We start from the raw sequence: 19,047 nt of genomic DNA on the forward strand, positions 1-19,047 counted from the left end.
GCCGCCCAGGTGGCAAACTGTGTGTAGGTCGTAGTGCTTCACACGTCGGCGCTCTTACGACACCGATCATGCTTCCGAGCCGTGATCGTGGTTTTCAGTCTGGAGTGGAGTGCATACGTCGCGAAAGTCGACACACAGTTTGCCGCTATAGAACGTGGGCAGTTTGATCGCGCTAGCGGCGACGCGGGAGCGGGAAGCGGGTGATGAGCCAATTCAACGCATTGGCAGCGAGCGTTGAGAAGAGCAATGCCGCGAACAGGACGGGGCCGTTGGGAGCCCGTGGGCAAACGTCAAGGATTAGCGGTGTTCAGCGGCTTTCTTTTGCCTACTTTTCTTTGCCGCGGCAAAGAAAAGTAGGTGCCGCCCCGCACAGGGGCAACGCATGAAGCACGAAAACATCACGCGGATGCCAGCAACAACAAAAGCAAACCAACCTAGCGTCGCAAGACACAAACAAAAACCTCAAGCCCCGCGGGAAGTCCGCGACGACGACCCAGACCCACCCCCACCCTCAAGAGACTTCACCCCAAGGGCCTCGGCCTTAAGAACAAAATCCGCCAACGACCTCGACTCCATTTTCTTCATCGCCTGCCCACGATGAATCTTCACGGTAATCTCACTGAGGTTCATCTCAGCCGCGATCTGCTTGTTCATCAGCCCGCTGGCAACGAACGCCATCACTTCACGCTCTCGCGGCGTCAGCGACTCATACATCCGGCGCAAATCCGAAACCGAACGTTCGGACTTTCGACGTTCCTCATCCTGCGCGAGCGCGTTAGCCACTGCGTCCAGCATGTCCTGATCGCGAAACGGCTTGGCCAGAAAATCCATCGCACCGGCCTTCATGGCCTTCACCGACATCGCGATATCGCCATGCGCAGTCATAAAGATGATCGGCACCCGCACATCGCCAGCCGCAATCTGCTCCTGCACGGCAAGCCCGCTCTGCCCCTTCAGCCGTACATCCAGAATCAGGCAACTCGGCACATCCGGCTTGCCAAACGACAAAAACTCCTGAGCAGAAGCAAACGCCTCAACCCGTAAGCCCACGGAGCGCAGCAGCATCGACACCGCCGCGCGCATCGAATCGTCGTCGTCGACGACATAAACGATCGACTGATTCGGGTCGTTCATTTCATCACTGCTCATCACACGTTCCTTTATCGATCGGCAAAACGAATTGCATCGTCGCGCCCTGTCCTTCCTGCGACTCGGCCCAGATGCGCCCGCCGTGCGCCTCGACGATGGACCGGCAGATCGACAGGCCCATGCCCATCCCGTCCGCCTTGGTCGTGAAGAACGCGTTGAAGAGCCGCCCTACGTTCTCCTCGCTGATGCCCGTTCCGGAATCTTCGACGGCGACCTGCCCGTAATGCCCATCCGCAAGGCTCGTTGAGATGCGCATGCGCCGTGCGCGCCCCGTTATGCCCGCCATCGCCTGCACGCCATTCATCACGAGATTGATGACCACCTGCTGCAACTGCACGCGATCGCCGCACACCAGCGGCGGCGGCTCCGCAAAACTGACTTCGAGCTCGATACGCGCGGCGTCCAGTTCGCGCCGCACAAGCTCGATCGATTCTCTCACGATAGCATTCAGATCGAGCACCGCCTGGCTCGGGTCGCGCTTCTGCGCCATCGAGCGTATCTGGCGGATCACGTCGCTCGCACGCTTCGCGTCGCGCACCATCTGGCTGATCGACTGGCCGACCTCGCCGAGATCGGGCTTCGCGCGGTTCAGCCAGCGTGTCGCGGCATCGCCCGCCGTCACGATCGCCGCGAGCGGCTGCGTGACTTCGTGCGCAATCGACGCCGCCATTTCACCGAGCATCGTCACGCGCGTGACGTGCGCGAGTTCCGCCGTCGAGCGGTCCAGCGCATCCTGCGCGACCTGACGCTCCGTCACGTCCATCAGCGCGCCCACGTATTCGATGTTGGCCGACTGCGGCACGGCCAGATGCGCGACGTAGTGGACATACTTCACGCGTCCATCGGGCATCAGCAGCCGGTGCTCGACATCGACGTACGGCGCGCCCGCCAGCCCCGCTTCGTACGCGTCGCGCACCAGCGAGAGATCGTCGGGATGCGTGCGCGCCAGGATCAGTTCCATGCCGGGCATGTAGTCGGGCGCGTACTCGAAAATCCGGTACGCCTCGTCGGACCACCACATCTCGCCCGACGGCAGGCGCGTCGCGATACTGCCCGTGCGGCTCAGACGCTGCGCGTCGGACAGAAACGCCTCGCTGCGTTCCAGCGCCTGCTCGGCCTGCTTGCGCTCTTCGATGTCGGTATTGACGCCGTACCAGCGCAGAATCTGCCCGTTCGGATCGCGCAACGGCTCCGCGCCGATATGCATCCACCGATACGAGCCGTTGCTGTGCCGGATGCGTGCCTCGTTCTCGAACGGCTTGCCCGTTGCAATCGCGCCGCGCCACGCGGCGTGCATCGACGGCCAGTCGTCGGGGTGCACGATCGAGGTCCACACGTCGCCGCTATTGCCCGCCAGCGTGATGCCAAGTTCGTTCCAGCGCCGGTTGATGTAGCTGAGTTCGCCGTCGCGCGAGGAGCTCCATACCATGCCCGGAATCGCGTCGATGGTCGCGCGCAGTTCTTCCTGCTGCCGCAGCAACTCCGCTTCCATGCTCTTGCGCATCGTGATGTCGTTGTTGGTCGCAAGCACGGCGCGCGGCCGGCCCTTGTCGTCGCGCCACAGCGCAAAGCGGCTCGACACGATCACCGTGCTGCCGTCGCTGCGCACGCGCTGCAATTCGCCTTCCCAGCGGCCCTTGCTGACCACTTCGTCGCGCAGTTCGTCGACAGGAATGGATGAGCTGGTTCGCGTGAGTTCGTGAATGCGCTGGCCGATCGCCTGGTCGGCGCGCCAGCCGTATAGCTCTTCCGCGCCCTGATTCCAGAACGTGATGCGGTCGCTCATGTCGTACGCGACGATGGCGTCGTGCGTCAGGTTCAGCAACTGGATCTGTTCCTGCAGGCGCGCGGTGTTCGCCTGGTTGCGCAGCGCGAGAAACGACGTCGTGCCGATGGCCAGCAGGCTCACGATGCAGCGTGCAATCGAGCCGCCCGAATAGTTGTCGTCGTGCGACATCGCAAATGCGATCAGCGTCAGCGCAGCACAGGTGCAGGCGGTCGCGAACGCGGCCTGGCGTGAGCCCGTCGACGCAACCAGCAGCACGACCACCACGTAGAGCACCGCAATGGCGATGTCGAGCGGCGTCAGCGCATCGATGATGAATACGATCACGCCGACGATCGCCGCCAGCGTGAAGAGAACGCGCGCGTCGCGAGCCGGCGTCAGGCCGGCGCCGTGACGGAACATCACGACGCCCCGCGGGCGCGATGGTTGGCTGAACCGTAAAGCGTACGGCACATCTTCGGCATGGACGTTCCTCGCGAGCATTGGTCAGCGGGCAGCGCAACCCTGATTCGCGCCGCAGCGAACGTCGCTCGACAGTCGGACATCCAGGATGCCGGCCCAATTGGGTCCGGATTGGATTCTATCCGAATAGCCCGAAAACCCCTGGCATAGGGCCGCGGCGCGGCAACGCGCCCGCTTCATTCGCCCTGCGAGCCGGCGGGTTCGAGCTGCGCGAGACAACGCGACACTTCGGCGCCGTCCACGGGTTTGGTCAGCACGCACAGCGCGCCGAGATCGAGTGCCTGCCGGCGCACCGCGTCGGAAGCGAAAGCCGAGATGAAGATGATGGGCTGCGTGACGCCCTTGTCGAGCAGATGACGATACATGTCGAGACCGCTCATGCCGGGCATCTGCACATCGGAGATGATGCACGCGACTTCGGGCGCGACACCGGATGCGAGGAACGCCTCGGCCGATGCGTACAGCTGGACATCCCAATCCAGTGAACGAACGAGGCTCGACATCGCGGTACGGACGGATTCGTCGTCGTCGATGACTGAAGCGATCGGATGGTTGTGCAAGCGACTTTCCTCGGCCGTTGGTTGACAACGGCACGGTTTGCGTAATGCCGTTCAAGATGGGTTCATCTTATGGGAATCGGCCCGTCGCGAGAATCATATGTAGGTATAGTTCTGCCCTCCTCGCGTGCTATCGGCCGCCCTGAGAGGCCCGCCAGGCTTGCCTGACGGCGAATCCGGCCGTGCCGCCGTGCGTTTCGGAACGCGCTCGTGCCATGTTGCAACCTGCCCGCGCGTCACCTCTCTACATTGGCGAAATCACGGGCAACGCCCCGATCAAAGACTATCGACGGGATTCACCGTCTTCTTGCCAACAAGGAAAAACAACGTGTCCGCCGTCATCGAACATCTGGAAGGCGAAGCGCGCGAGCGCCTGATTCTGTGGCTCAAACGCCGCATGCAGGAATGCGACATCACGATCGAAGCGCTGCAGAACGCGCTTCAGCAGGATATCGAAGCGGTAAAAAGGATTCGCTACCGCGATGCATGGGGTAATACCTGGACGGGCGAAGGCGAGCTGCCGGAGTGGCTGTGCCGCGCGGTCGCGGCGGGCCAGAGCGTCGATCACTTTCTGTGCGAGTGACCACGCGTGTGACATACGCCGCGTGCCGAATCCAGGCCTATGTATGCGATGCGAATGCCGGCTCGCGCATGGTCCTTAAGCCTGGCTTCATCTTGCCGCCCGTATGATGGCGTCGGTTCCCGTGCATCCCCCTCGTAGCCATGGGAGCCAATTCAGCCGGCGAAGACGTCGGCTTTTTTTCGCATGGCTTCAGGCGTAGCGTTCGGACGGCACGGCCCCTGTGAGCACGTCCATCACGTAGTCCTTGACGAGCGCGCGCACGTCGCCCGATGTGCTGCCGAACTCGGCGCCCACCAGGGTTTCCCCGTCTTTCGTGCGGCGGTTGCGCGCAATGCAGTTCAGCGGCGCGGTACGCACGCGGCCAGCGCGCGTGAGCGGCAGCGAGAGCTTGAAGTGTTCGCCGGGTGCGATGGAATTCGCATTTGCATTGACCAGCAGGCCGACGCCCGCCGCGCTCAGATCGACAGCGCGGACTTCCGTGCCCGCCATTGGCAGGTCGTTGCGGGACAGGTGCGCCGTCACGTCGATGCCGACACGCACATGCCTGCGCAGCGCACGCGAGCGGACTTCTCTGGGATAGCGCAGATACAGCACGTCGAACGGCAAAGCATGCCGCCCGATGACTTCCGACTCGAACGCATGCCGGTAACGTCCGGCGATGAACTGCCCTTCGACCGCCTCGCCCGGCGCGAACGCGGGATCGACGCCTTCGCCCGCGAGCAGCAGGCTCACATCGTCGAGCGCGCCGACGAAGCGTGTGCGCGACGAAATGGCCGGGCCGCTCGCCAGCGAGATCACAAAGTCTTCGGGGATACAGCCGGACACCGGAAATGGCCCGACCAGCGTCTGATCGTCATGACCGCGCCGCGCACGTCCGGCGGACGCGGGCGCGGCCTCCTCTGCCTCGGGTGTTGCGTCGTCGCGGCGCTCGCCGGGGAACGTGTGCCTGAACGGCGCCTGCGCGAAGAGCCGCTCGCATTGCTCCGCGCTGTGGACGATGTGCCCGCGGCCCATCAGCAGCCTGCCGTCCGCCGTGTAGACGGAAAACGGCAGCGGAACCCCGATCGTGACCTCCCGTTGCGACAGCGGCACCAACGGCATGACTCGTACTCTCCTCTCGAATTTTTTACCGCATCGCAATTGCGGCATCGCGCAATCCGTGCAGGGAGCAAGTATGCACGACACCGTCATCTGGTCCAACCAGGCAAACGTTTTACTTGCTCTCGTCTTGTCCGATTGTTTCCACAGACGAAAGCAAAACCGCGTCGCGCGCAATGGCGAGCCTGCAAAGGTTGGTTTCCCGCGGCTCAAGAATGTTTGCGGCGCGGCGTCCCTATAATGGCCGCCATCGCTGCTGCCGGCGAATGATTTTGCGTTCACGCGTCGCGCGTGCTATCACGGGACAACCAGTCCGCTAACTGCAAAGGAAGGCTCGACATGACTACCCAGGCACTCACCTCCGGCATCGATCACGTCGGCCTCGCCGTGCGCGACCTGACGGCGACGCGCGACTTTTTCGTCGAATGTCTGCACTGGAAGCAGGTCGGCGAACGGCCGGACTACCCGGCCGCGTTCGTATCGGATGGACACGTGATGCTCACGCTGTGGCAAGTCACCGATCAGGCGAACCTCGTCGCATTCAATCGCAAGACCAATGTCGGCCTGCATCATCTGGCGCTGCGCGTCGGCAGCGACGAAGCGCTCAACGAGATTCACGCGCGCGTGTCGAAGTGGCCCGGCGTCAAGGTCGAGTTCGCACCGGAGAACCTCGGTGCCGGCCCGAAGCGCCATACGATGATCTACGAACCGGGCGGCATCCGGCTCGAGTTCGACTTCGATCCGCGTCTGAAGGCGGCGGGCTGACATCCACGGCCTGCAAGCGGTTCACCGCCCCATTCCCCGCAGAAAAACCCGCGCTGGTTAGCTATCACCGCGGGTGATACCCCTATCAAAACAAACCGCGCGTTCTCCCCGCGATCTGTTGCTAGAGTGATGCCAGTGCAGTCAGGCAGCAACAGAGCAGAGGTTGAGCATGGACCAGCTTTACATGTTGAGGGCGTTCGTTTCGGCGGCGCAGCATCAGAGTTTCAGCAAGGCGGCGACCTCGCTGGGCGTGACGACCGGCTCGATTTCCAAGGCGATCGCCAAGCTGGAAGCGTCGATCCAGACGCGCGTGCTTCATCGCACGACACGCTCCGTCACGCTGACGGAAGAGGCGCAATCGTACTATCTCAGCTGCTGCCGGCTACTCGAAGAACTCGACGAAGCGAATCGCCGCATCATGCGCGAGCGCGAGGTGGACAGCGGCAAGCTGCGGCTCGTGATTCATCCGATGCTGGTCAGCGAGACCTTTTCGCAGTTCCTCGCCGCGTATCGCGCGGTCGCGCCGAACGTGAACCTCGTGGTGTCCGTGCATGAGGGTGCGGTGAATCTGTACGACGGCCAGTTCGACATGGCGATACTGCCGCCGCATCAGGTCGAGCAGTCCGCGGTGATCCGCCGGACGCTGTTCAAGTCGCCGCGCTCGCTGGTTGCATCGGCGGATTATCTTGCGCAGCGCGGCACGCCGCATCGCGCTGCGGATCTGGCCGAGCACTTTCTGCTGCTGCCGTCACAGTCGCGGCAGAAGAATACGAACTACGTGCAGGTCATCGAAAACGGCGCACCCGTGCAGGTGATCCCGATGTCATCGATGGACGGAAACGACGTGTTGCTGCGCGCAGCCGCACTGGCGGGTGCTGGCATTGCCGAGTTGCCTGAAGCGATTGCGCGGGAAGATGTGATGATGGGCAAGCTCGTGCCCGTGTTGCCCGGCTGCTCGATCTTCGACAGTGATGTCGAAATCTGTCTGTTCTATTCGCACCGGGAACTCTTGCCCGCGCGCTTCAGAACATTTGTCGACTATTGCACCGAGTTTTTTCGGCTCAACAGTGCACGGCGCCGCGCGCCATTACTCGAAGCCCAGCAGCAGGCAGCCTGATTCACTCAGGCTGCTCAAATCCTTCAAGCCGCCGCCATCACGGGGCCAAGCCGTGAACGCGCTACTTCGACGAAGGCCTGCATTGCGCTCGATACATAGGCGTCGTGGCGACGGATAAAAAGCGTGAGCACCTGCGCTTTCTCCGGCGGCAACGAATGGATCGCGACGATGTCCTGCTCGGCCGCCGCAGCGACCACGCCGCGCGGCAGCAGTGTGACGCCGATGCCCGCCGCGACGCACGCAATGATTGCATCCAGCGAACCGAATTCGAGCGGCGTGGCCGTCACGATGCCCATTTCCGCCAGCAATGCTTCGAGCCGCTGCCGATACGAACAACCCAGTCTGAACACGATGGTCTTGAGTTCGGGCACCGAGGACAGCGTATCCATCGAGCGCACATTGCGCGGCGTCACCAGTACCAGTTCTTCCTGGTAGATCATCTCGGCGTGGAGATCCGGATGTTCAACGGGCCCTGCTACGAAGGCACCGTCGAGCTTGCACGCGGCGACCTCTTCCGTGAGGCTGCAGCTCGTGCCCGTGGTCAATGAGAGGCGTACTTGCGGATAGAGTCGCGCGAAGTTGCTCAAAATGGGCGACAGACGCAGCGCCGCAGTCGTTTCGAGCGTGCCCAGCGCGAGAGCGCCGGCGGGCGGACCGTCGTCAAGTGCGGCCACACGTGCATCCGAGAGCAGCTTGGCAATGCGCGCGGCGTACGGGAGCATGCGTTGACCGGCGGGCGTGAGACTCACGCCGCGCACATGACGCTGAAATAGCGCGACGCCGATTTCTCTTTCGAGAGACCGGATTCGCGCTGTCACGTTGGACTGAACGGTATGAAGTTCGACAGCCGCCCGGTTCATGCTGCCGTGACGGGCCACTGCCTCGAATACCTTGAGGTCGGCGACATCCATGCTTTACACCTCGATGAGATCGACAAGGCCTTGATAACAGTCGTCACAGGCCCGCTCTGCATTGCCACACAAGTCGTTCGTCATCGTACACCAAAGCCTGATCGCGTACCGGCGCGGTGAACGCGCTTCGCGCTTCTGCCGCGGCATTAAACCGCTTTTTTCGCGTTGAAGTCCTCGCCATTGATACGGCTCGACACGCTGATGTTCTCGCGCGGGTGTTCATGCAGGATCACGTTGATGATCTTCGGGTCGGAACCGATCGCGTCGTGCGTGACCTGAATAATGTCGCGCATCAGCTGTTCCCGGCGTGCCGGCGTGAGTCCGGAAGCAATATGGCATTCGATAAAAGGCATCTAAAGCTCCTGCGGTAGTTACTTGAGTCGGCTGATCAGTTCTTTGTCGTTCGCGGCGCCTTCCACGTATTCCGGAAGATGCTCGCCGTGTTCGACGAAGTTGATGCCCCGGCCTTCGCGAAAGACGATGAAGATATCGTTCTTCGTTTCGCCTGTCGCTTCGCTCACCACGCGCAGCAGCCCTGCTGCGAGCTGACGCTTCTGTTCGTCGGTTCTGCCGTACCGCATGTCACATGAAATCAGGGCCATTCGTGTCTCCTGTTTGGCTCGACTGGTTATTGAATTCCCGGGTGTTGTGCCGGATACCTTGCTTGTGGACTCACTTTCGTGAGTAATTGCATCAACTCGGGAATGGTGTGTTCTTCGAGTTTCGCAACCATATCGATGATCTGCCCGCGCAATGTTTCATCTGCATAGGGCTCGCTTAGCCAGTTGAATTTCTCGACGGTCCGCTCCCATGTAAACGGATTGTCGAGACCGCCTTCAAAGCCGACGTGTTCCTTCGACACCACGCGGCCGTCGCGGCAGCGGATCGTAATGCGTGTATTCAATGCCTGCGGATACTGGGCGGAAAATGCGGCATCAGGACGTACCGTCACTTTCTTCAGTAACGCTTGCGCATCGGCGGCCTGCACGCGCGCCGGTTCCAGTTGCGCGGGTCCGACCTGATCGTCGAGCAACGCTGCCGCAATCAGGTACTTGAGGTTGTAGTCCGCCTGCTCTTTCGTTTGCGGATTGTCTTTGGCACCGAAACCGCCACCGCCCGCAATGTCGTAGCCCATCTGGAAGATGTCGCACGTTACGTCTTCGATGTCATCGCCCGTGATGCCGTGCGCGCGCTTCAATTCCAGCGTCGCTTCGAGCACAGGCTGGCCGTGAATCAGCGAGCAGTATTTCTTCATCACGGTTTGATGAACCACGTCGAGGCGCGGATCTTCCCAGTTCACGTCGAGCGGCTGGTCGAACATGCGCACGAGACCGTTTGGTCCTTCGAAAAGACGTAGTGGCCCGGTAAAGCCGCGCTTTGCCAGTGACGCCGAATAAACGGCCCGCATGCACGTGATGCCCGGCGAAAAGCCCTTCCAGTACGACACAGGTTCGGAATGCACGCAGGACAGGGAGACATTGTCGACGGTTGCAATGGCGATGGCGTGCGCGATTTGCTCCGCGTCGAGACCCAGCAGCTTTCCCGAAGCAGCCGCCGACGACATCGCGAGTTGGATCGCGTGATTGAAGCCTTTCGCCATGACCGGAACGATCGCCGTAATGCGACAGCCAATTTCATACGCCACGGCCAGTGCGAGCATGAACGATTCGCCATCTGCCGATGCATGCTCGGCGGCAGCCAGTACGCCGCCAAAGTTATCGCTCGGATGGCAGAGCCCGCCCGCCGACATATAGCTGTCGAGCAGATCCACGTAACGCACGAGCGCCGAGTTGTACAACGCGGCCTGATCGGGAGAGGTCGAACCGCCGCCGATCAGCGAACACGTTCCGCCGCTGCGGTATTCATCGAATTGTTCTCGCAGCGCCTGAAACGGCGTGCCAGGCAATGCGGCAATCGCGCACCCGAGGCTGTCGAGGATATTTCGCTTGAGCAGGTGCCGCGTCTGCGGCGTCAACTCACTGGAGTGGGCAACGTCGGCGAAGCGGCCGATACGTTCAACAGCCGTAAGCGTACTCATGGGCATCAAGGTCTCGCGTGAAGAACGGGTGACTCAATGTCGCATCCAATATCGATGACATCAAGCGAAGGGTTTCGATACCGCTATCTGTTGCGCTGATAGTCCCGACTAATTTTCAGGCGTCCCTTTTCCCCTACAAAACGCTACACAGGCGACCTGCAGCAGACACAAACCAGATACATTCACGCGCTTCAATCTTCTGTCGCCATTCACGGAAGAGAACTTTTATCGTGTCGGAAGAATTGTCCAATCGACGCCGCTTCATCTTTGCAGCGGCAGCAAGCGTCGCCGCGTTGGCCGCGCCGGGAGTCATTCCGCAGGCATTTGCCGCTGTCCCCGCGAAACCGCTAGCCACGCTACCCGTGCGCCAGGTACGCACGGATCTGCTCGACATCGGTTATCACGAAGCCGGCCCCGCCGAAGGCCGCCCGATCATTCTGCTGCACGGCTTTCCGTACGACATTCACAGCTACGTTGACGTCGCGCCGATGCTGGCCGAGCAAGGCTTTCGCGTGATCGTGCCGTATCTGCGCGGCTTCGGAACGACGCGCCTCCTTTCAGCCGATACACCGCGCGCAGGTCAGCAAGCTGCTGTCGGACAGGATGTGATCGAGTTGATGAACGCGCTGGATATTCCCGAAGCCGTACTGGCCGGGTATGACTGGGGTGGCCGCGCGGCCTGCGTTGTGGCTGCGATCAAGCCTTCGCGTTGTATCGGCCTTGTGTCCGCGAACGGCTATCTGATCCAGGACATCGCCAGGGCAGGCTCGCCGCTGCCGCCTGCTATCGAACATGGGCTTTGGTACCAGTACTATTTTCAGACCGAGCGTGGACGGGCGGGACTGCAGGCCAGCCGCCGCGAACTTGCCCACATTCTTTGGAAGAACAATTCGCCGACGTGGCATTTCAGTGAGGCGATGTTCGAGCGTTCGGCTGCAGCATTCGACAATCCCGACTTCGTGGATATCGTGATCCATTCATATCGGCATCGTCTGGGACTCGCTCCCGGTTATCCGCAATACGACGAGATCGAAAAGAAGCTCGCTTCGGTTCCGCCCATTACAGTGCCGACCATCACACTCGACGGTCTCGCCGATGGCGTCATTCCCGCCACTGACGGCCGCGCATCCGCGGCGAATTTCACTGGCTATCGTGTTCACCGGCAGATTCCGGATGCGGGCCACAATCTGCCGCAAGAAGCGCCAAAGGCATTCGCCGATGCTTGCGCAGAACTTGCGCGCAACGGAAAGTGGAGAACCTGAAATGCAAAAGCGCGCGCATGCAGCGCGCGCTTTGCGTATTCAGAAGGTCTGACTTATGGACGGGCGTAAATCGGTCCCAGACCAACCGCGTCATGCGCTTTCGCGGACGCTCCAGCAGCCGAAGCGGATTCGCCCGCAGCGCCATAAGAACTATTCACGATGCTCATCTGCGCATCGACTCGCGCCTGGGTATCGCTTTGCATACCGGGTACATTCGGATACCTAACCCGCGATTTCTTCACCGCGCCACGCGCGCCGCTGTTTTACGACGCTTCAGCTGCGTGCCAATCGCCGTCACCAGATCGCACTGAACGGGATGCGTGACTTCGATCGCAAGACCGCCTGCAAGAAAGAAGAAGATTGCCAAAAGCCGTTTCATGATTGCCTCCAACATTGATTCACATCTTTGTTATAGCGCAGGCCATGCGTGCAATTGTGTCCCAATGTATCTCGTCGCTCTTCTGATACAAGACGATTCAAACACACGACATCGCGACACAGCCGAGATACGCGCGAACGGTTCAATACGGTCATGTCTTTCAACCCAAAGGACGCCGACATGCTCAACCGGATCAAAACCCTGACCGCCGTCGTTGCAATCGCTGCCGTTGCCGGATTGGGCGCGCTCGTCGCCAATAGCGGCGCTGCACCTGCCGCTCCCATCGAAAAGAATCGCCCTGCGCCGGAATTCGCGGGTATCGATCAATGGCTGAATTCACCGCCGCTGACAATGCAGCAATTGCGCGGAAAGGTTGTGCTGGTCGACTTCTGGACATACACGTGCATCAACTGCGTGCATACACTGCCGCATGTCGAGAAGCTTTATCAGAAGTACAAGGACCAGGGGCTGGTCGTGGTCGGCGTGCACACGCCCGAATACGCATTCGAGCACGAGACGAAGAAGGTCAAGGCAGCGATTGCCGAATACGGGTTGCACTATCCCGTCGCGCAAGATAACCAGTACGCGACGTGGAATGCCTACGGCAATCAGTACTGGCCGGCGGTCTATCTGATCGACAAGCAGGGGCACCTCGTCTATAGCCACTATGGCGAAGGCGATTATGACCAGATCGAAGCCGCTGTCCGCGAGCAGCTGGCGCGCGCGGGTTGAGTGCCGCTTTGGAGATCAGGGCGCGGCGCGATTCATTCGAACGCGCTGCGATACGCGTACAGCCCCGGCAAACCGCCCGTCATCAGGAACAGAACCTTCGAGCCTCGCGCGATCGTTCCGTTTCTGATGTCGTGCAGCAGGCCTGCGAATGCCTTCCCGCTATAGACGGGATCGAGCAGCAGGCCTTCTGTGGTTGCCAGAAGCCGCACGGCTTCGCGCATTGCATCGGTGGGAATGCCGTAGCCCTCGCCGCGTTGGCCGTCCGCAACGATCACGCTCTCAATGGGAAAAGGCGCGTCGGGCCGCAGCAGCGCGAACGTTTCTTTCGCTTTCAACTGCGTATTCGACAGGGTGTTGTCATGAGTCGCCAGCACGTTGTACGAAACGACACGCGTAGGGTTTTCGCCCATCGCCAGCAAACCGGCGACGAGGCCCGCCTGCGTGCCGCCACTCCCGTTGGATATCGCAATGCGGTCGAAGGAAACGCCCAATGTATGCGCCTGTTCGAGAATTTCAGCCGCACATGCCGCGTAGCCGAGATTGCCGACAGCCGACGATCCGCCCATCGGCGCGACATACACGTTGCGCCCGGCCTTGCGCAATTCGTCCGTGCGATTTTGCGCGAATGCCATTGCGTCGGCATTGCCCGGCAGATCGTGAACGCGCGCACCAAGCAATGCATCGAGCAGCACATTGCCGTTGTGGATGTAATCGTCGTCTTCGCGCGGCACCATGCGGGTCAGCACGAGCTCGCACTGAAGCCCGGCGCGCGCCGCAGCCGCCGCCGTAAGCCGCGCGTGATTCGATTGACGCGCGCCGACCGTGATGATCGTGTCCGCGCCTTGCGCGAGCGCCTCGCCCAGCAGAAATTCGAGCTTTCTCAGCTTGCTGCCGCCGCCGCCGAGACCCATGAGGTCGTCACGCTTGACGTAGATATCCACGTCACCGACCTGCTTGCTCAGGCGGCTGAGGTACTGGACAGGCGTAGGGCCTTCGATCAATGAGTAACGGGGAAATGCGGTGAGATCGAGAGAAGGTGCGTTGGACATGCAAATGTCTCCATATAACGGCGTATTGCGTGGCGCAGATGTTAGCGCATCGCCGCGCGTGCCGCATGTCGTGCGCCACAGGAATCAATGCCAGACAAGATTGAACATCAGGAAACAGTCGATGAAAACTCTACGCTCTATTGCACGTGTATTTGCGGACTCATGGCCCGGCTTTCCGCTTTCGCTCGCCGAATCCGGCCAGATGATCGCATTCCATGCCATTCCCCTTTTACATATATATCGCACGCGATTTACTCGCAACCGATTGACAAATTACGCAAGCCCAGTATCATCACGCATCAGATTACATCGCACACGATCTAATTAACTTTCACCACTCTTAGGAGATGAATATGCAAAGCACTCGCGCAAAACTCGCCGCTACCGTCGCCCTGTCACTCACGGTCCTTGCAACCAGCGCCCATGCCGGTTCCGAGCAGGCCAAACCGCAAGAGAAATGCTTTGGTGTGTCGCTCGCCGGCAAGAACGATTGCGCAGCCGGTCCTGGCACGAGCTGCGCCGGCACATCGAAAGTCGACTATCAGGGCGACGCATTCGTCATGGTCGACAAGGGCACCTGCACGAACATCAAGACGCCGAAGGGCTTCGGCTCGCTGAAGGCGAAATCGTGATGCTGAATTCCGAAGCCAACGCAGCGCGCCTGTCGCGTGTGCTGCCGCCCGCGCTGTTGCTGCTCGTGGCGCGCGTCGGCATCGCGGCAACCTTCTTTCTGTCAGGACGCACGAAAGTACAAGGCCTGCTGACGATCAAGCCATCGACGTACGCGCTGTTCCGTTCGGAATATGCGTTGCCGCTGATTCCCCCCGAGCTGGCCGCGCATCTCGCGACGTATGCGGAACATCTGTGCCCGATCCTGCTCGTGCTGGGTCTCGTCACACGCCCGGCCGCATTCGTATTGCTGGGCATGACGGCCGTGATCGAGATCTTCGTCTATCCCGACGCATGGCCGACGCATCTGAGCTGGGCTGGTCTGCTTCTTCCGCTCATTGTTCATGGCGCAGGAGACTGGTCGCTCGATCATCTGCTGGGCCGCTCGCGCAACGCGAACTAATTCACGTTCAGCAGCGTTACCCGCTACACGATTTCAACCTCGAGGCCCGCGTGGCCTGCATTCAAAAACACTATGCGCATTCTTTCGACTTTGACCTTCGCCGCAGCCGCGCTCGCCGTTTCAGGCGCAACGTTCGCCGCTGCACCTGATGCACCCACGCCGCCCGGCGTGAAGAACATCGTGATCGTCCACGGCGCGTTCACCGATGGCTCCGGCTGGCGCGCGGTGCACGACATTCTGATCCACAAGGGCTACAACGTCCGCATCGTCCAGCCGCCGATGACGACGCTCGCAGAAGACGTCGCCGCCACCAGCAACGCCGTGATCGGACAGACAGGCCCCGTCGTGCTGGTTGGCCACGGCTATGGCGGCTCCGTCATTACGGAAGCGGGTGCGCGCCCGAAGGTGAAGGCGCTCGTGTACGTCGCTGCGTTTCAGCCCGATGTCGGCGAAAGCGTGACGCAACTGGAAGGCTCGATGCCGAAACTCACGGACGGCGTCGTGAAGACGATCGACGGCCACTACTACTTCGACCCCGCGAAATACGGCACGGATTACGCCGGCGATCTCGTCTCGAACCGCACCGACTTCATGGCGGTATCGCAAGTGACGGCCACGGTCGCGACGTTCGCATCTGCGCCCTTCACGGTTGCGTGGCACAACAAGCCGACCTACGGCATCGTCGCGACCGACGACCGCGTGATCAACCCGGACCTGCAACGCTGGATGTACAAGCGCGCCGGGTCGAAAGTCACGGAAGTGAAGGCCAGCCATGCGATCGAAATTTCGCAGCCTGAAGCGGTCGCGAAGGTCATCGAAGAAGCGGCGCTGAACGCGAAGTAAGCAGCGCGCCCTTTCACGCAACACACGTGCAACACACACGCAACCCATTTCATTCAACCCACCATGGAGCAACCATGAACAGCAACGTCAAATCCCGCGTCAGCTTCGCTGCAGCCGCAGCCCTCCTCGCCCTCGCATCGGCGACCGTCGCCACCTCCGCGAGCGCCGCTACGGGCGAGCAACCCGGCCGCTGCTACGGCGTCAATGCATGCAAGGGCCAGGCGCTCTGCGCGACCGCACACAACGACTGCAAGGGCCTCAACAGCTGCAAGGGCAAGGGCGTAGTCGTGAAGACCCCGAGCGAATGCCTGTCGCTTGGCGGCACGCTGACGGAACCGAAGTAAGTTCCATGCTGGCCCGGTTGCACATAACCGGGCCAGTTCTTTTATCGACACTTCGCAGCCGCGTTCGACTCATGCTCACTCCCAGTCCCCGCTTTGCAGGCTATGGTCTCGGCCTGCGCAAGGAACACTATCGCGACTTCCTGGAAACGGACGTTCCCGTCGATTTCGTCGAAGTCATTTCCGAGAACTTCATGGTCGATGGCGGACAGCCGCGCGATATTCTTCGCCGCGTGCGCGAGAAGCATCCCGTCGTGCTGCATGGCGTGTCGATGTCGATCGGCTCGGCGGACGGCGTCGATCGTGACTATCTGCGCCGCCTGAAGTCGCTCGTAGACGATATCGATCCGCTGTTCGTATCCGATCATCTGAGCTGGTCGCGCATTGGCCGCTTCAATTCGCACGACCTGCTGCCCGTTCCCTATACCGACGAAGCGCTCGATACCGTCTGCGCGAATATCGACGTTGCACAGAACGCACTCGGCCGCCAGATGCTGCTCGAAAACCCGTCCAGCTATCTCGCGTTCGACGGCGCGACGATGACCGAGTGGGAATTCATCTCGGCAATGTCGCAACGCACAGGCTGTGGACTGCTGCTCGACGTGAACAATATCTTCGTGAGCGCGACCAATCATGGTTTCGATGCGCTTGCCTATCTCGACGGCTTGCCCCTCGATCGCGTGCATCAGATCCATCTGGCGGGACATTCGCAAGGACGCGATCTGCTGATCGATACGCATGACAGCCCTGTGTGCGACGAAGTCTGGACGCTTTATGCCAACGCGATCGCGCGGCTGGGTCCGGTCGCGACGATGATTGAACGCGATGGCAATGTGCCGCCGTTGAATGAGTTGCTGCAGGAATTGTGGATCGCGCGCAAGCTCGGTGCGAATGCGCAGAATGCGCGCGACACGCATATTGCGGAGGCCGCATGACGCTCGCTGCGTGGCAACAGGACTTCCGCTCGTGGCTCACGGATGCATCGGATGAAGCGGCGCGACGCGTCGGCCACGACGCGATGCGCCGCCTGTCCGTCTATCAGAACAACTATCGCGGGCAACTGATCGAATGTCTCGAACATTCGTTTCCACAGGTACGGACGTTGCTTGGCGACGATGCTTTTCTGCACGCTGCCGTGACGCATATCAATCACCATCCGCCGCACGCATGGACACTCGACGCCTACGCGTACGGTTTCGGCGATACGCTGGGTGTGCTGTTTCCGAACAATCCCGACGTGCACGAGCTCGCGTGGATCGAAAATGCGCTGGCGGAAGCCTTCGTTGCGCATGACGCACAGCCGCTCCCTCTCGACGCGCTCGCATCCGTCGACTGGGACGCGGCGCGCCTGTGCCTGACGCCCTCGCTCAGGCATCGCCCCGCCACCACCAATGCGGATAGCATCTGGTCGGCATTGTCCGGCGACACCGCGCCGCCCGAGAGCGAGATGCTCGACGAGCCCGGCGGGCTGATCGTGTGGCGGCGCCAGTTCGTATCGTGCCTCAAACGCGTCGATGCCGCCGAGTACGACGCGCTCCTTCATCTGCAGGAAAACGAAAGCTTTGCAACACTATGCGACGTGCTCGTCGAACGACTGGGCGACGAGCACGGCGTGGCGAAAGCGGGCGCGCTGCTTGCGGGCTGGCTGGGCAGCGAACTCATCGTGGGCGTGGAAGGTGTCTGACGTCGTGCGTTGACGCGAGGTCTCCTGCGCGTTGCGACGGTCAACCGCGCGGGCGCGTGCGTCCACCACGGCGGGTGCGCTGGCGCACGCGCCATTCCTCAACTACGATCGAGGGGAGCAAGATGCCGATTGTCACGATTCAGGTCACGCGTGAAGGAACAAAGCCCGGCGCGGATAGCGTGACCGCCGAAGAAAAGGCGCAGCTCATCAAGGGCGTGAGCCAGGTGTTGCTCGACGTACTGAACAAGCCTATGGAATCGACGTTCGTCGTGATCGAAGAAGTGCCGACGGACAACTGGGGCTGGGGCGGTCTGCCTGCCCTCGAGTATCGAAAGATCAAAGCATCGAAACAAGCCTGACCTGCAGTCTTCCACCAACACGCAGGACTTCAACGAAGGAGTTTGTCATGTCGCTCGAAAAGGCGCTGTACACAGCACACGCAACCGCAACGGGTGGCCGCGACGGCCGCGCAACGGTGCCCGCTGCAAATCTGGACTTCAAGCTCACGACGCCCAAGGAACTGGGCGGACAAGGCGGGGAAGGCGCGAACCCGGAACAGTTGTTCGCCGCCGGTTACAGCGCATGCTTTATCGGTGCGATGAAATTCGTTGCCGCACGAGATAAGATCGCGATGCCCGCCGATGCATCGATCGACAGCAGCGTCGGGATCGGGCCGATTCCGAATGGGTTCGGCATCGAAGTCGAGATGAAAATATCATTGCCGGGTATGGAAAAAGGTGCCGCGCAAGATCTCGTCAACAAGGCTCACATCGTTTGCCCGTATTCGAATGCAACGCGCAATAACATCGATGTGAAACTCACACTCGTTTAATTCTTCAACCGGTTGACCTGCTGGCCGCGTTTTTCACGCAGCATTCACAATGCGGCCAGCAACAGTCTCTTTCCGGTTCGAATGGCAATCGCCAGATTGCATTCAGTCAACCAGCCCCGTCACCACGGACGGGCTATGCGCATCCATCCAGTCGTATGAGTCGCTGACGTGTGCCCACGCCCAGTTGCGCGGCACGGCGGCCGCCTGTGCCTTTTCGCTCGATACCGCTTCAACGCGCGCACGTACGCCTGCGCCGCTATGGTCATCGATATTGCGGAAGTTCAAAGATTCGCGCTTCATGTTCTGTTCCTCTGTAGAGCCTGTGACGACGTCGAATATCGAACGTCGGCCTTTAACAGAAGGTTAAACTTCTTCGCGCGATCGACA

General features: G+C 61.0%; 24 protein-coding genes. 13 read left to right on the top strand and 11 right to left on the bottom strand.

Translation table 11 applies throughout. From position 1 onward, the window contains the following. Positions 1 to 462: 462 nt before the first annotated feature. From G3O01_RS21335 to G3O01_RS21345, 3 genes are all read right to left on the bottom strand, one after another. Positions 463 to 1,149: a response regulator gene (locus G3O01_RS21335; RefSeq protein WP_205807125.1), complete on the bottom strand. Its 687-nt coding sequence runs from the start codon at positions 1,147 to 1,149 to the stop codon at positions 463 to 465. Further along, positions 1,139 to 3,337: a PAS domain S-box protein gene (locus G3O01_RS21340; protein WP_205807126.1), complete on the bottom strand. Its 2,199-nt coding sequence runs from the start codon at positions 3,335 to 3,337 to the stop codon at positions 1,139 to 1,141. The genes G3O01_RS21335 and G3O01_RS21340 overlap by 11 nt, the downstream gene beginning before the upstream one ends. Positions 3,338 to 3,573: 236 nt before the next feature. Then, a complete protein-coding gene (locus G3O01_RS21345; RefSeq protein WP_205807127.1) occupies positions 3,574 to 3,957 on the bottom strand; it encodes a response regulator in 384 nt (127 codons plus the stop codon). A 325-nt stretch (positions 3,958 to 4,282) separates the two neighbouring features. On the opposite strand from G3O01_RS21345, the gene G3O01_RS21350 reads away from it, so the two are divergent. Further along, on the top strand, positions 4,283 to 4,537 hold the full coding sequence (locus G3O01_RS21350; RefSeq protein WP_205807128.1) for an H-NS family nucleoid-associated regulatory protein: 255 nt from the start codon (positions 4,283 to 4,285) through the stop codon (positions 4,535 to 4,537). Positions 4,538 to 4,726: 189 nt separating this feature from the next. Here the strand turns inward: G3O01_RS21350 and G3O01_RS21355 are convergent, their stop codons facing one another. Continuing rightward, a complete protein-coding gene (locus G3O01_RS21355) occupies positions 4,727 to 5,638 on the bottom strand; it encodes a PilZ domain-containing protein (protein ID WP_205807129.1) in 912 nt (303 codons plus the stop codon). 336 nt (positions 5,639 to 5,974) lie between these two features. Here G3O01_RS21355 and G3O01_RS21360 point away from each other — a divergent pair, with 336 nt between their 5' ends. Next, entirely contained in the window at positions 5,975 to 6,400 is a 426-nt protein-coding gene (locus G3O01_RS21360; RefSeq protein WP_205807130.1) for a VOC family protein, read from the top strand. Positions 6,401 to 6,569: 169 nt separating this feature from the next. After that, entirely contained in the window at positions 6,570 to 7,517 is a 948-nt protein-coding gene (locus G3O01_RS21365; protein WP_205807131.1) for a LysR family transcriptional regulator, read from the top strand. Between the two features lie 23 nt (positions 7,518 to 7,540). Here the strand turns inward: G3O01_RS21365 and G3O01_RS21370 are convergent, their stop codons facing one another. From G3O01_RS21370 to G3O01_RS21385, 4 genes are all read right to left on the bottom strand, one after another. Then, positions 7,541 to 8,428 carry a LysR family transcriptional regulator gene (locus G3O01_RS21370; RefSeq protein ID WP_205807132.1) on the bottom strand — a complete coding sequence of 296 codons (888 nt, stop codon included), beginning with the start codon at positions 8,426 to 8,428 and terminating at the stop codon, positions 7,541 to 7,543. A gap of 146 nt (positions 8,429 to 8,574) precedes the next feature. Further along, the gene (locus G3O01_RS21375; protein WP_205807133.1) at positions 8,575 to 8,781 is read right to left on the bottom strand and encodes a tautomerase family protein; all 207 of its coding nucleotides are present in this window, start codon (positions 8,779 to 8,781) and stop codon (positions 8,575 to 8,577) included. A gap of 18 nt (positions 8,782 to 8,799) precedes the next feature. Continuing rightward, a complete protein-coding gene (locus G3O01_RS21380; protein ID WP_007579042.1) occupies positions 8,800 to 9,030 on the bottom strand; it encodes a tautomerase family protein in 231 nt (76 codons plus the stop codon). Positions 9,031 to 9,056: 26 nt separating this feature from the next. Further along, positions 9,057 to 10,466 (bottom strand): MmgE/PrpD family protein, encoded by a 1,410-nt coding sequence (locus G3O01_RS21385; protein ID WP_205807134.1) that lies wholly within the window; start codon positions 10,464 to 10,466, stop codon positions 9,057 to 9,059. 263 nt (positions 10,467 to 10,729) lie between these two features. Between G3O01_RS21385 and G3O01_RS21390 the strand changes: the two genes are divergently transcribed. After that, complete coding sequence (locus tag G3O01_RS21390) at positions 10,730 to 11,728, top strand: alpha/beta hydrolase (RefSeq protein WP_205807566.1); 999 nt, start codon at positions 10,730 to 10,732, stop codon at positions 11,726 to 11,728. 238 nt (positions 11,729 to 11,966) lie between these two features. On the opposite strand, the gene G3O01_RS21395 is transcribed toward G3O01_RS21390, so the two are convergent. Next, entirely contained in the window at positions 11,967 to 12,107 is a 141-nt protein-coding gene (locus G3O01_RS21395; RefSeq protein ID WP_205807135.1) for a hypothetical protein, read from the bottom strand. Between the two features lie 180 nt (positions 12,108 to 12,287). On the opposite strand from G3O01_RS21395, the gene G3O01_RS21400 reads away from it, so the two are divergent. After that, entirely contained in the window at positions 12,288 to 12,839 is a 552-nt protein-coding gene (locus G3O01_RS21400; RefSeq protein ID WP_205807568.1) for a thioredoxin family protein, read from the top strand. A gap of 32 nt (positions 12,840 to 12,871) precedes the next feature. Here G3O01_RS21400 and G3O01_RS21405 read toward each other — a convergent pair whose 3' ends face one another. Then, positions 12,872 to 13,888 (bottom strand): D-cysteine desulfhydrase family protein, encoded by a 1,017-nt coding sequence (locus tag G3O01_RS21405; RefSeq protein WP_205807136.1) that lies wholly within the window; start codon positions 13,886 to 13,888, stop codon positions 12,872 to 12,874. Between the two features lie 353 nt (positions 13,889 to 14,241). Here G3O01_RS21405 and G3O01_RS21410 point away from each other — a divergent pair, with 353 nt between their 5' ends. The 8 genes from G3O01_RS21410 to G3O01_RS21445 all read left to right on the top strand — a co-directional run bounded on the left by G3O01_RS21410 (position 14,242) and on the right by G3O01_RS21445 (position 18,660). Continuing rightward, positions 14,242 to 14,520 carry a DUF2282 domain-containing protein gene (locus G3O01_RS21410; RefSeq protein WP_205807137.1) on the top strand — a complete coding sequence of 93 codons (279 nt, stop codon included), beginning with the start codon at positions 14,242 to 14,244 and terminating at the stop codon, positions 14,518 to 14,520. After that, the gene (locus G3O01_RS21415) at positions 14,520 to 14,960 is read left to right on the top strand and encodes a DoxX family protein (protein WP_205807138.1); all 441 of its coding nucleotides are present in this window, start codon (positions 14,520 to 14,522) and stop codon (positions 14,958 to 14,960) included. The genes G3O01_RS21410 and G3O01_RS21415 overlap by 1 nt, the downstream gene beginning before the upstream one ends. 72 nt (positions 14,961 to 15,032) lie before the next feature. Beyond that, entirely contained in the window at positions 15,033 to 15,803 is a 771-nt protein-coding gene (locus G3O01_RS21420) for an alpha/beta hydrolase (protein WP_205807139.1), read from the top strand. Positions 15,804 to 15,877: 74 nt separating this feature from the next. Then, positions 15,878 to 16,147: a hypothetical protein gene (locus G3O01_RS21425; RefSeq protein WP_201649918.1), complete on the top strand. Its 270-nt coding sequence runs from the start codon at positions 15,878 to 15,880 to the stop codon at positions 16,145 to 16,147. A 71-nt stretch (positions 16,148 to 16,218) separates the two neighbouring features. Continuing rightward, complete coding sequence (locus G3O01_RS21430; RefSeq protein WP_205807140.1) at positions 16,219 to 17,079, top strand: DUF692 domain-containing protein; 861 nt, start codon at positions 16,219 to 16,221, stop codon at positions 17,077 to 17,079. Further along, positions 17,076 to 17,828, top strand: coding sequence for a DNA-binding domain-containing protein (locus tag G3O01_RS21435; RefSeq protein WP_205807141.1), 753 nt, complete (start codon positions 17,076 to 17,078; stop codon positions 17,826 to 17,828). The genes G3O01_RS21430 and G3O01_RS21435 overlap by 4 nt, the downstream gene beginning before the upstream one ends. Positions 17,829 to 17,950: 122 nt before the next feature. Further along, positions 17,951 to 18,187, top strand: a complete 237-nt coding sequence (locus G3O01_RS21440) for a 4-oxalocrotonate tautomerase family protein (protein WP_205807142.1) — start codon at positions 17,951 to 17,953, stop codon at positions 18,185 to 18,187. A gap of 47 nt (positions 18,188 to 18,234) precedes the next feature. Next, the gene (locus G3O01_RS21445) at positions 18,235 to 18,660 is read left to right on the top strand and encodes an organic hydroperoxide resistance protein (RefSeq protein ID WP_205807143.1); all 426 of its coding nucleotides are present in this window, start codon (positions 18,235 to 18,237) and stop codon (positions 18,658 to 18,660) included. 102 nt (positions 18,661 to 18,762) lie between these two features. Here the strand turns inward: G3O01_RS21445 and G3O01_RS21450 are convergent, their stop codons facing one another. Continuing rightward, complete coding sequence (locus tag G3O01_RS21450; protein WP_205807144.1) at positions 18,763 to 18,960, bottom strand: hypothetical protein; 198 nt, start codon at positions 18,958 to 18,960, stop codon at positions 18,763 to 18,765. Positions 18,961 to 19,047 lie beyond the last annotated feature (87 nt).

The sequence above is a fragment of the Burkholderia sp. Ac-20365 genome (assembly GCF_017104715.1).
Classification (GTDB): domain Bacteria; phylum Pseudomonadota; class Gammaproteobacteria; order Burkholderiales; family Burkholderiaceae; genus Paraburkholderia.

What these genes read in the sequence shown, in the direction of transcription:
- G3O01_RS21335 (WP_205807125.1), bottom strand. Translation starts at nt 1,149, where the DNA reads ATGAGCAGTGATGAAATGAACGACCCGAATCAGTCGATCGTTTATGTC.
- G3O01_RS21340 (WP_205807126.1), bottom strand. Translation starts at nt 3,337, where the DNA reads ATGTTCCGTCACGGCGCCGGCCTGACGCCGGCTCGCGACGCGCGCGTT.
- G3O01_RS21355 (WP_205807129.1), bottom strand. Translation starts at nt 5,638, where the DNA reads ATGCCGTTGGTGCCGCTGTCGCAACGGGAGGTCACGATCGGGGTTCCG.
- G3O01_RS21360 (WP_205807130.1), top strand. Translation starts at nt 5,975, where the DNA reads ATGACTACCCAGGCACTCACCTCCGGCATCGATCACGTCGGCCTCGCC.
- G3O01_RS21365 (WP_205807131.1), top strand. Translation starts at nt 6,570, where the DNA reads ATGGACCAGCTTTACATGTTGAGGGCGTTCGTTTCGGCGGCGCAGCAT.
- G3O01_RS21370 (WP_205807132.1), bottom strand. Translation starts at nt 8,428, where the DNA reads ATGGATGTCGCCGACCTCAAGGTATTCGAGGCAGTGGCCCGTCACGGC.
- G3O01_RS21375 (WP_205807133.1), bottom strand. Translation starts at nt 8,781, where the DNA reads ATGCCTTTTATCGAATGCCATATTGCTTCCGGACTCACGCCGGCACGC.
- G3O01_RS21380 (WP_007579042.1), bottom strand. Translation starts at nt 9,030, where the DNA reads ATGGCCCTGATTTCATGTGACATGCGGTACGGCAGAACCGACGAACAG.
- G3O01_RS21385 (WP_205807134.1), bottom strand. Translation starts at nt 10,466, where the DNA reads ATGAGTACGCTTACGGCTGTTGAACGTATCGGCCGCTTCGCCGACGTT.
- G3O01_RS21395 (WP_205807135.1), bottom strand. Translation starts at nt 12,107, where the DNA reads ATGAAACGGCTTTTGGCAATCTTCTTCTTTCTTGCAGGCGGTCTTGCG.
- G3O01_RS21400 (WP_205807568.1), top strand. Translation starts at nt 12,288, where the DNA reads ATGCTCAACCGGATCAAAACCCTGACCGCCGTCGTTGCAATCGCTGCC.
- G3O01_RS21405 (WP_205807136.1), bottom strand. Translation starts at nt 13,888, where the DNA reads ATGTCCAACGCACCTTCTCTCGATCTCACCGCATTTCCCCGTTACTCA.
- G3O01_RS21410 (WP_205807137.1), top strand. Translation starts at nt 14,242, where the DNA reads ATGCAAAGCACTCGCGCAAAACTCGCCGCTACCGTCGCCCTGTCACTC.
- G3O01_RS21415 (WP_205807138.1), top strand. Translation starts at nt 14,520, where the DNA reads ATGCTGAATTCCGAAGCCAACGCAGCGCGCCTGTCGCGTGTGCTGCCG.
- G3O01_RS21420 (WP_205807139.1), top strand. Translation starts at nt 15,033, where the DNA reads ATGCGCATTCTTTCGACTTTGACCTTCGCCGCAGCCGCGCTCGCCGTT.
- G3O01_RS21425 (WP_201649918.1), top strand. Translation starts at nt 15,878, where the DNA reads ATGAACAGCAACGTCAAATCCCGCGTCAGCTTCGCTGCAGCCGCAGCC.
- G3O01_RS21430 (WP_205807140.1), top strand. Translation starts at nt 16,219, where the DNA reads ATGCTCACTCCCAGTCCCCGCTTTGCAGGCTATGGTCTCGGCCTGCGC.
- G3O01_RS21435 (WP_205807141.1), top strand. Translation starts at nt 17,076, where the DNA reads ATGACGCTCGCTGCGTGGCAACAGGACTTCCGCTCGTGGCTCACGGAT.
- G3O01_RS21440 (WP_205807142.1), top strand. Translation starts at nt 17,951, where the DNA reads ATGCCGATTGTCACGATTCAGGTCACGCGTGAAGGAACAAAGCCCGGC.
- G3O01_RS21445 (WP_205807143.1), top strand. Translation starts at nt 18,235, where the DNA reads ATGTCGCTCGAAAAGGCGCTGTACACAGCACACGCAACCGCAACGGGT.
- G3O01_RS21450 (WP_205807144.1), bottom strand. Translation starts at nt 18,960, where the DNA reads ATGAAGCGCGAATCTTTGAACTTCCGCAATATCGATGACCATAGCGGC.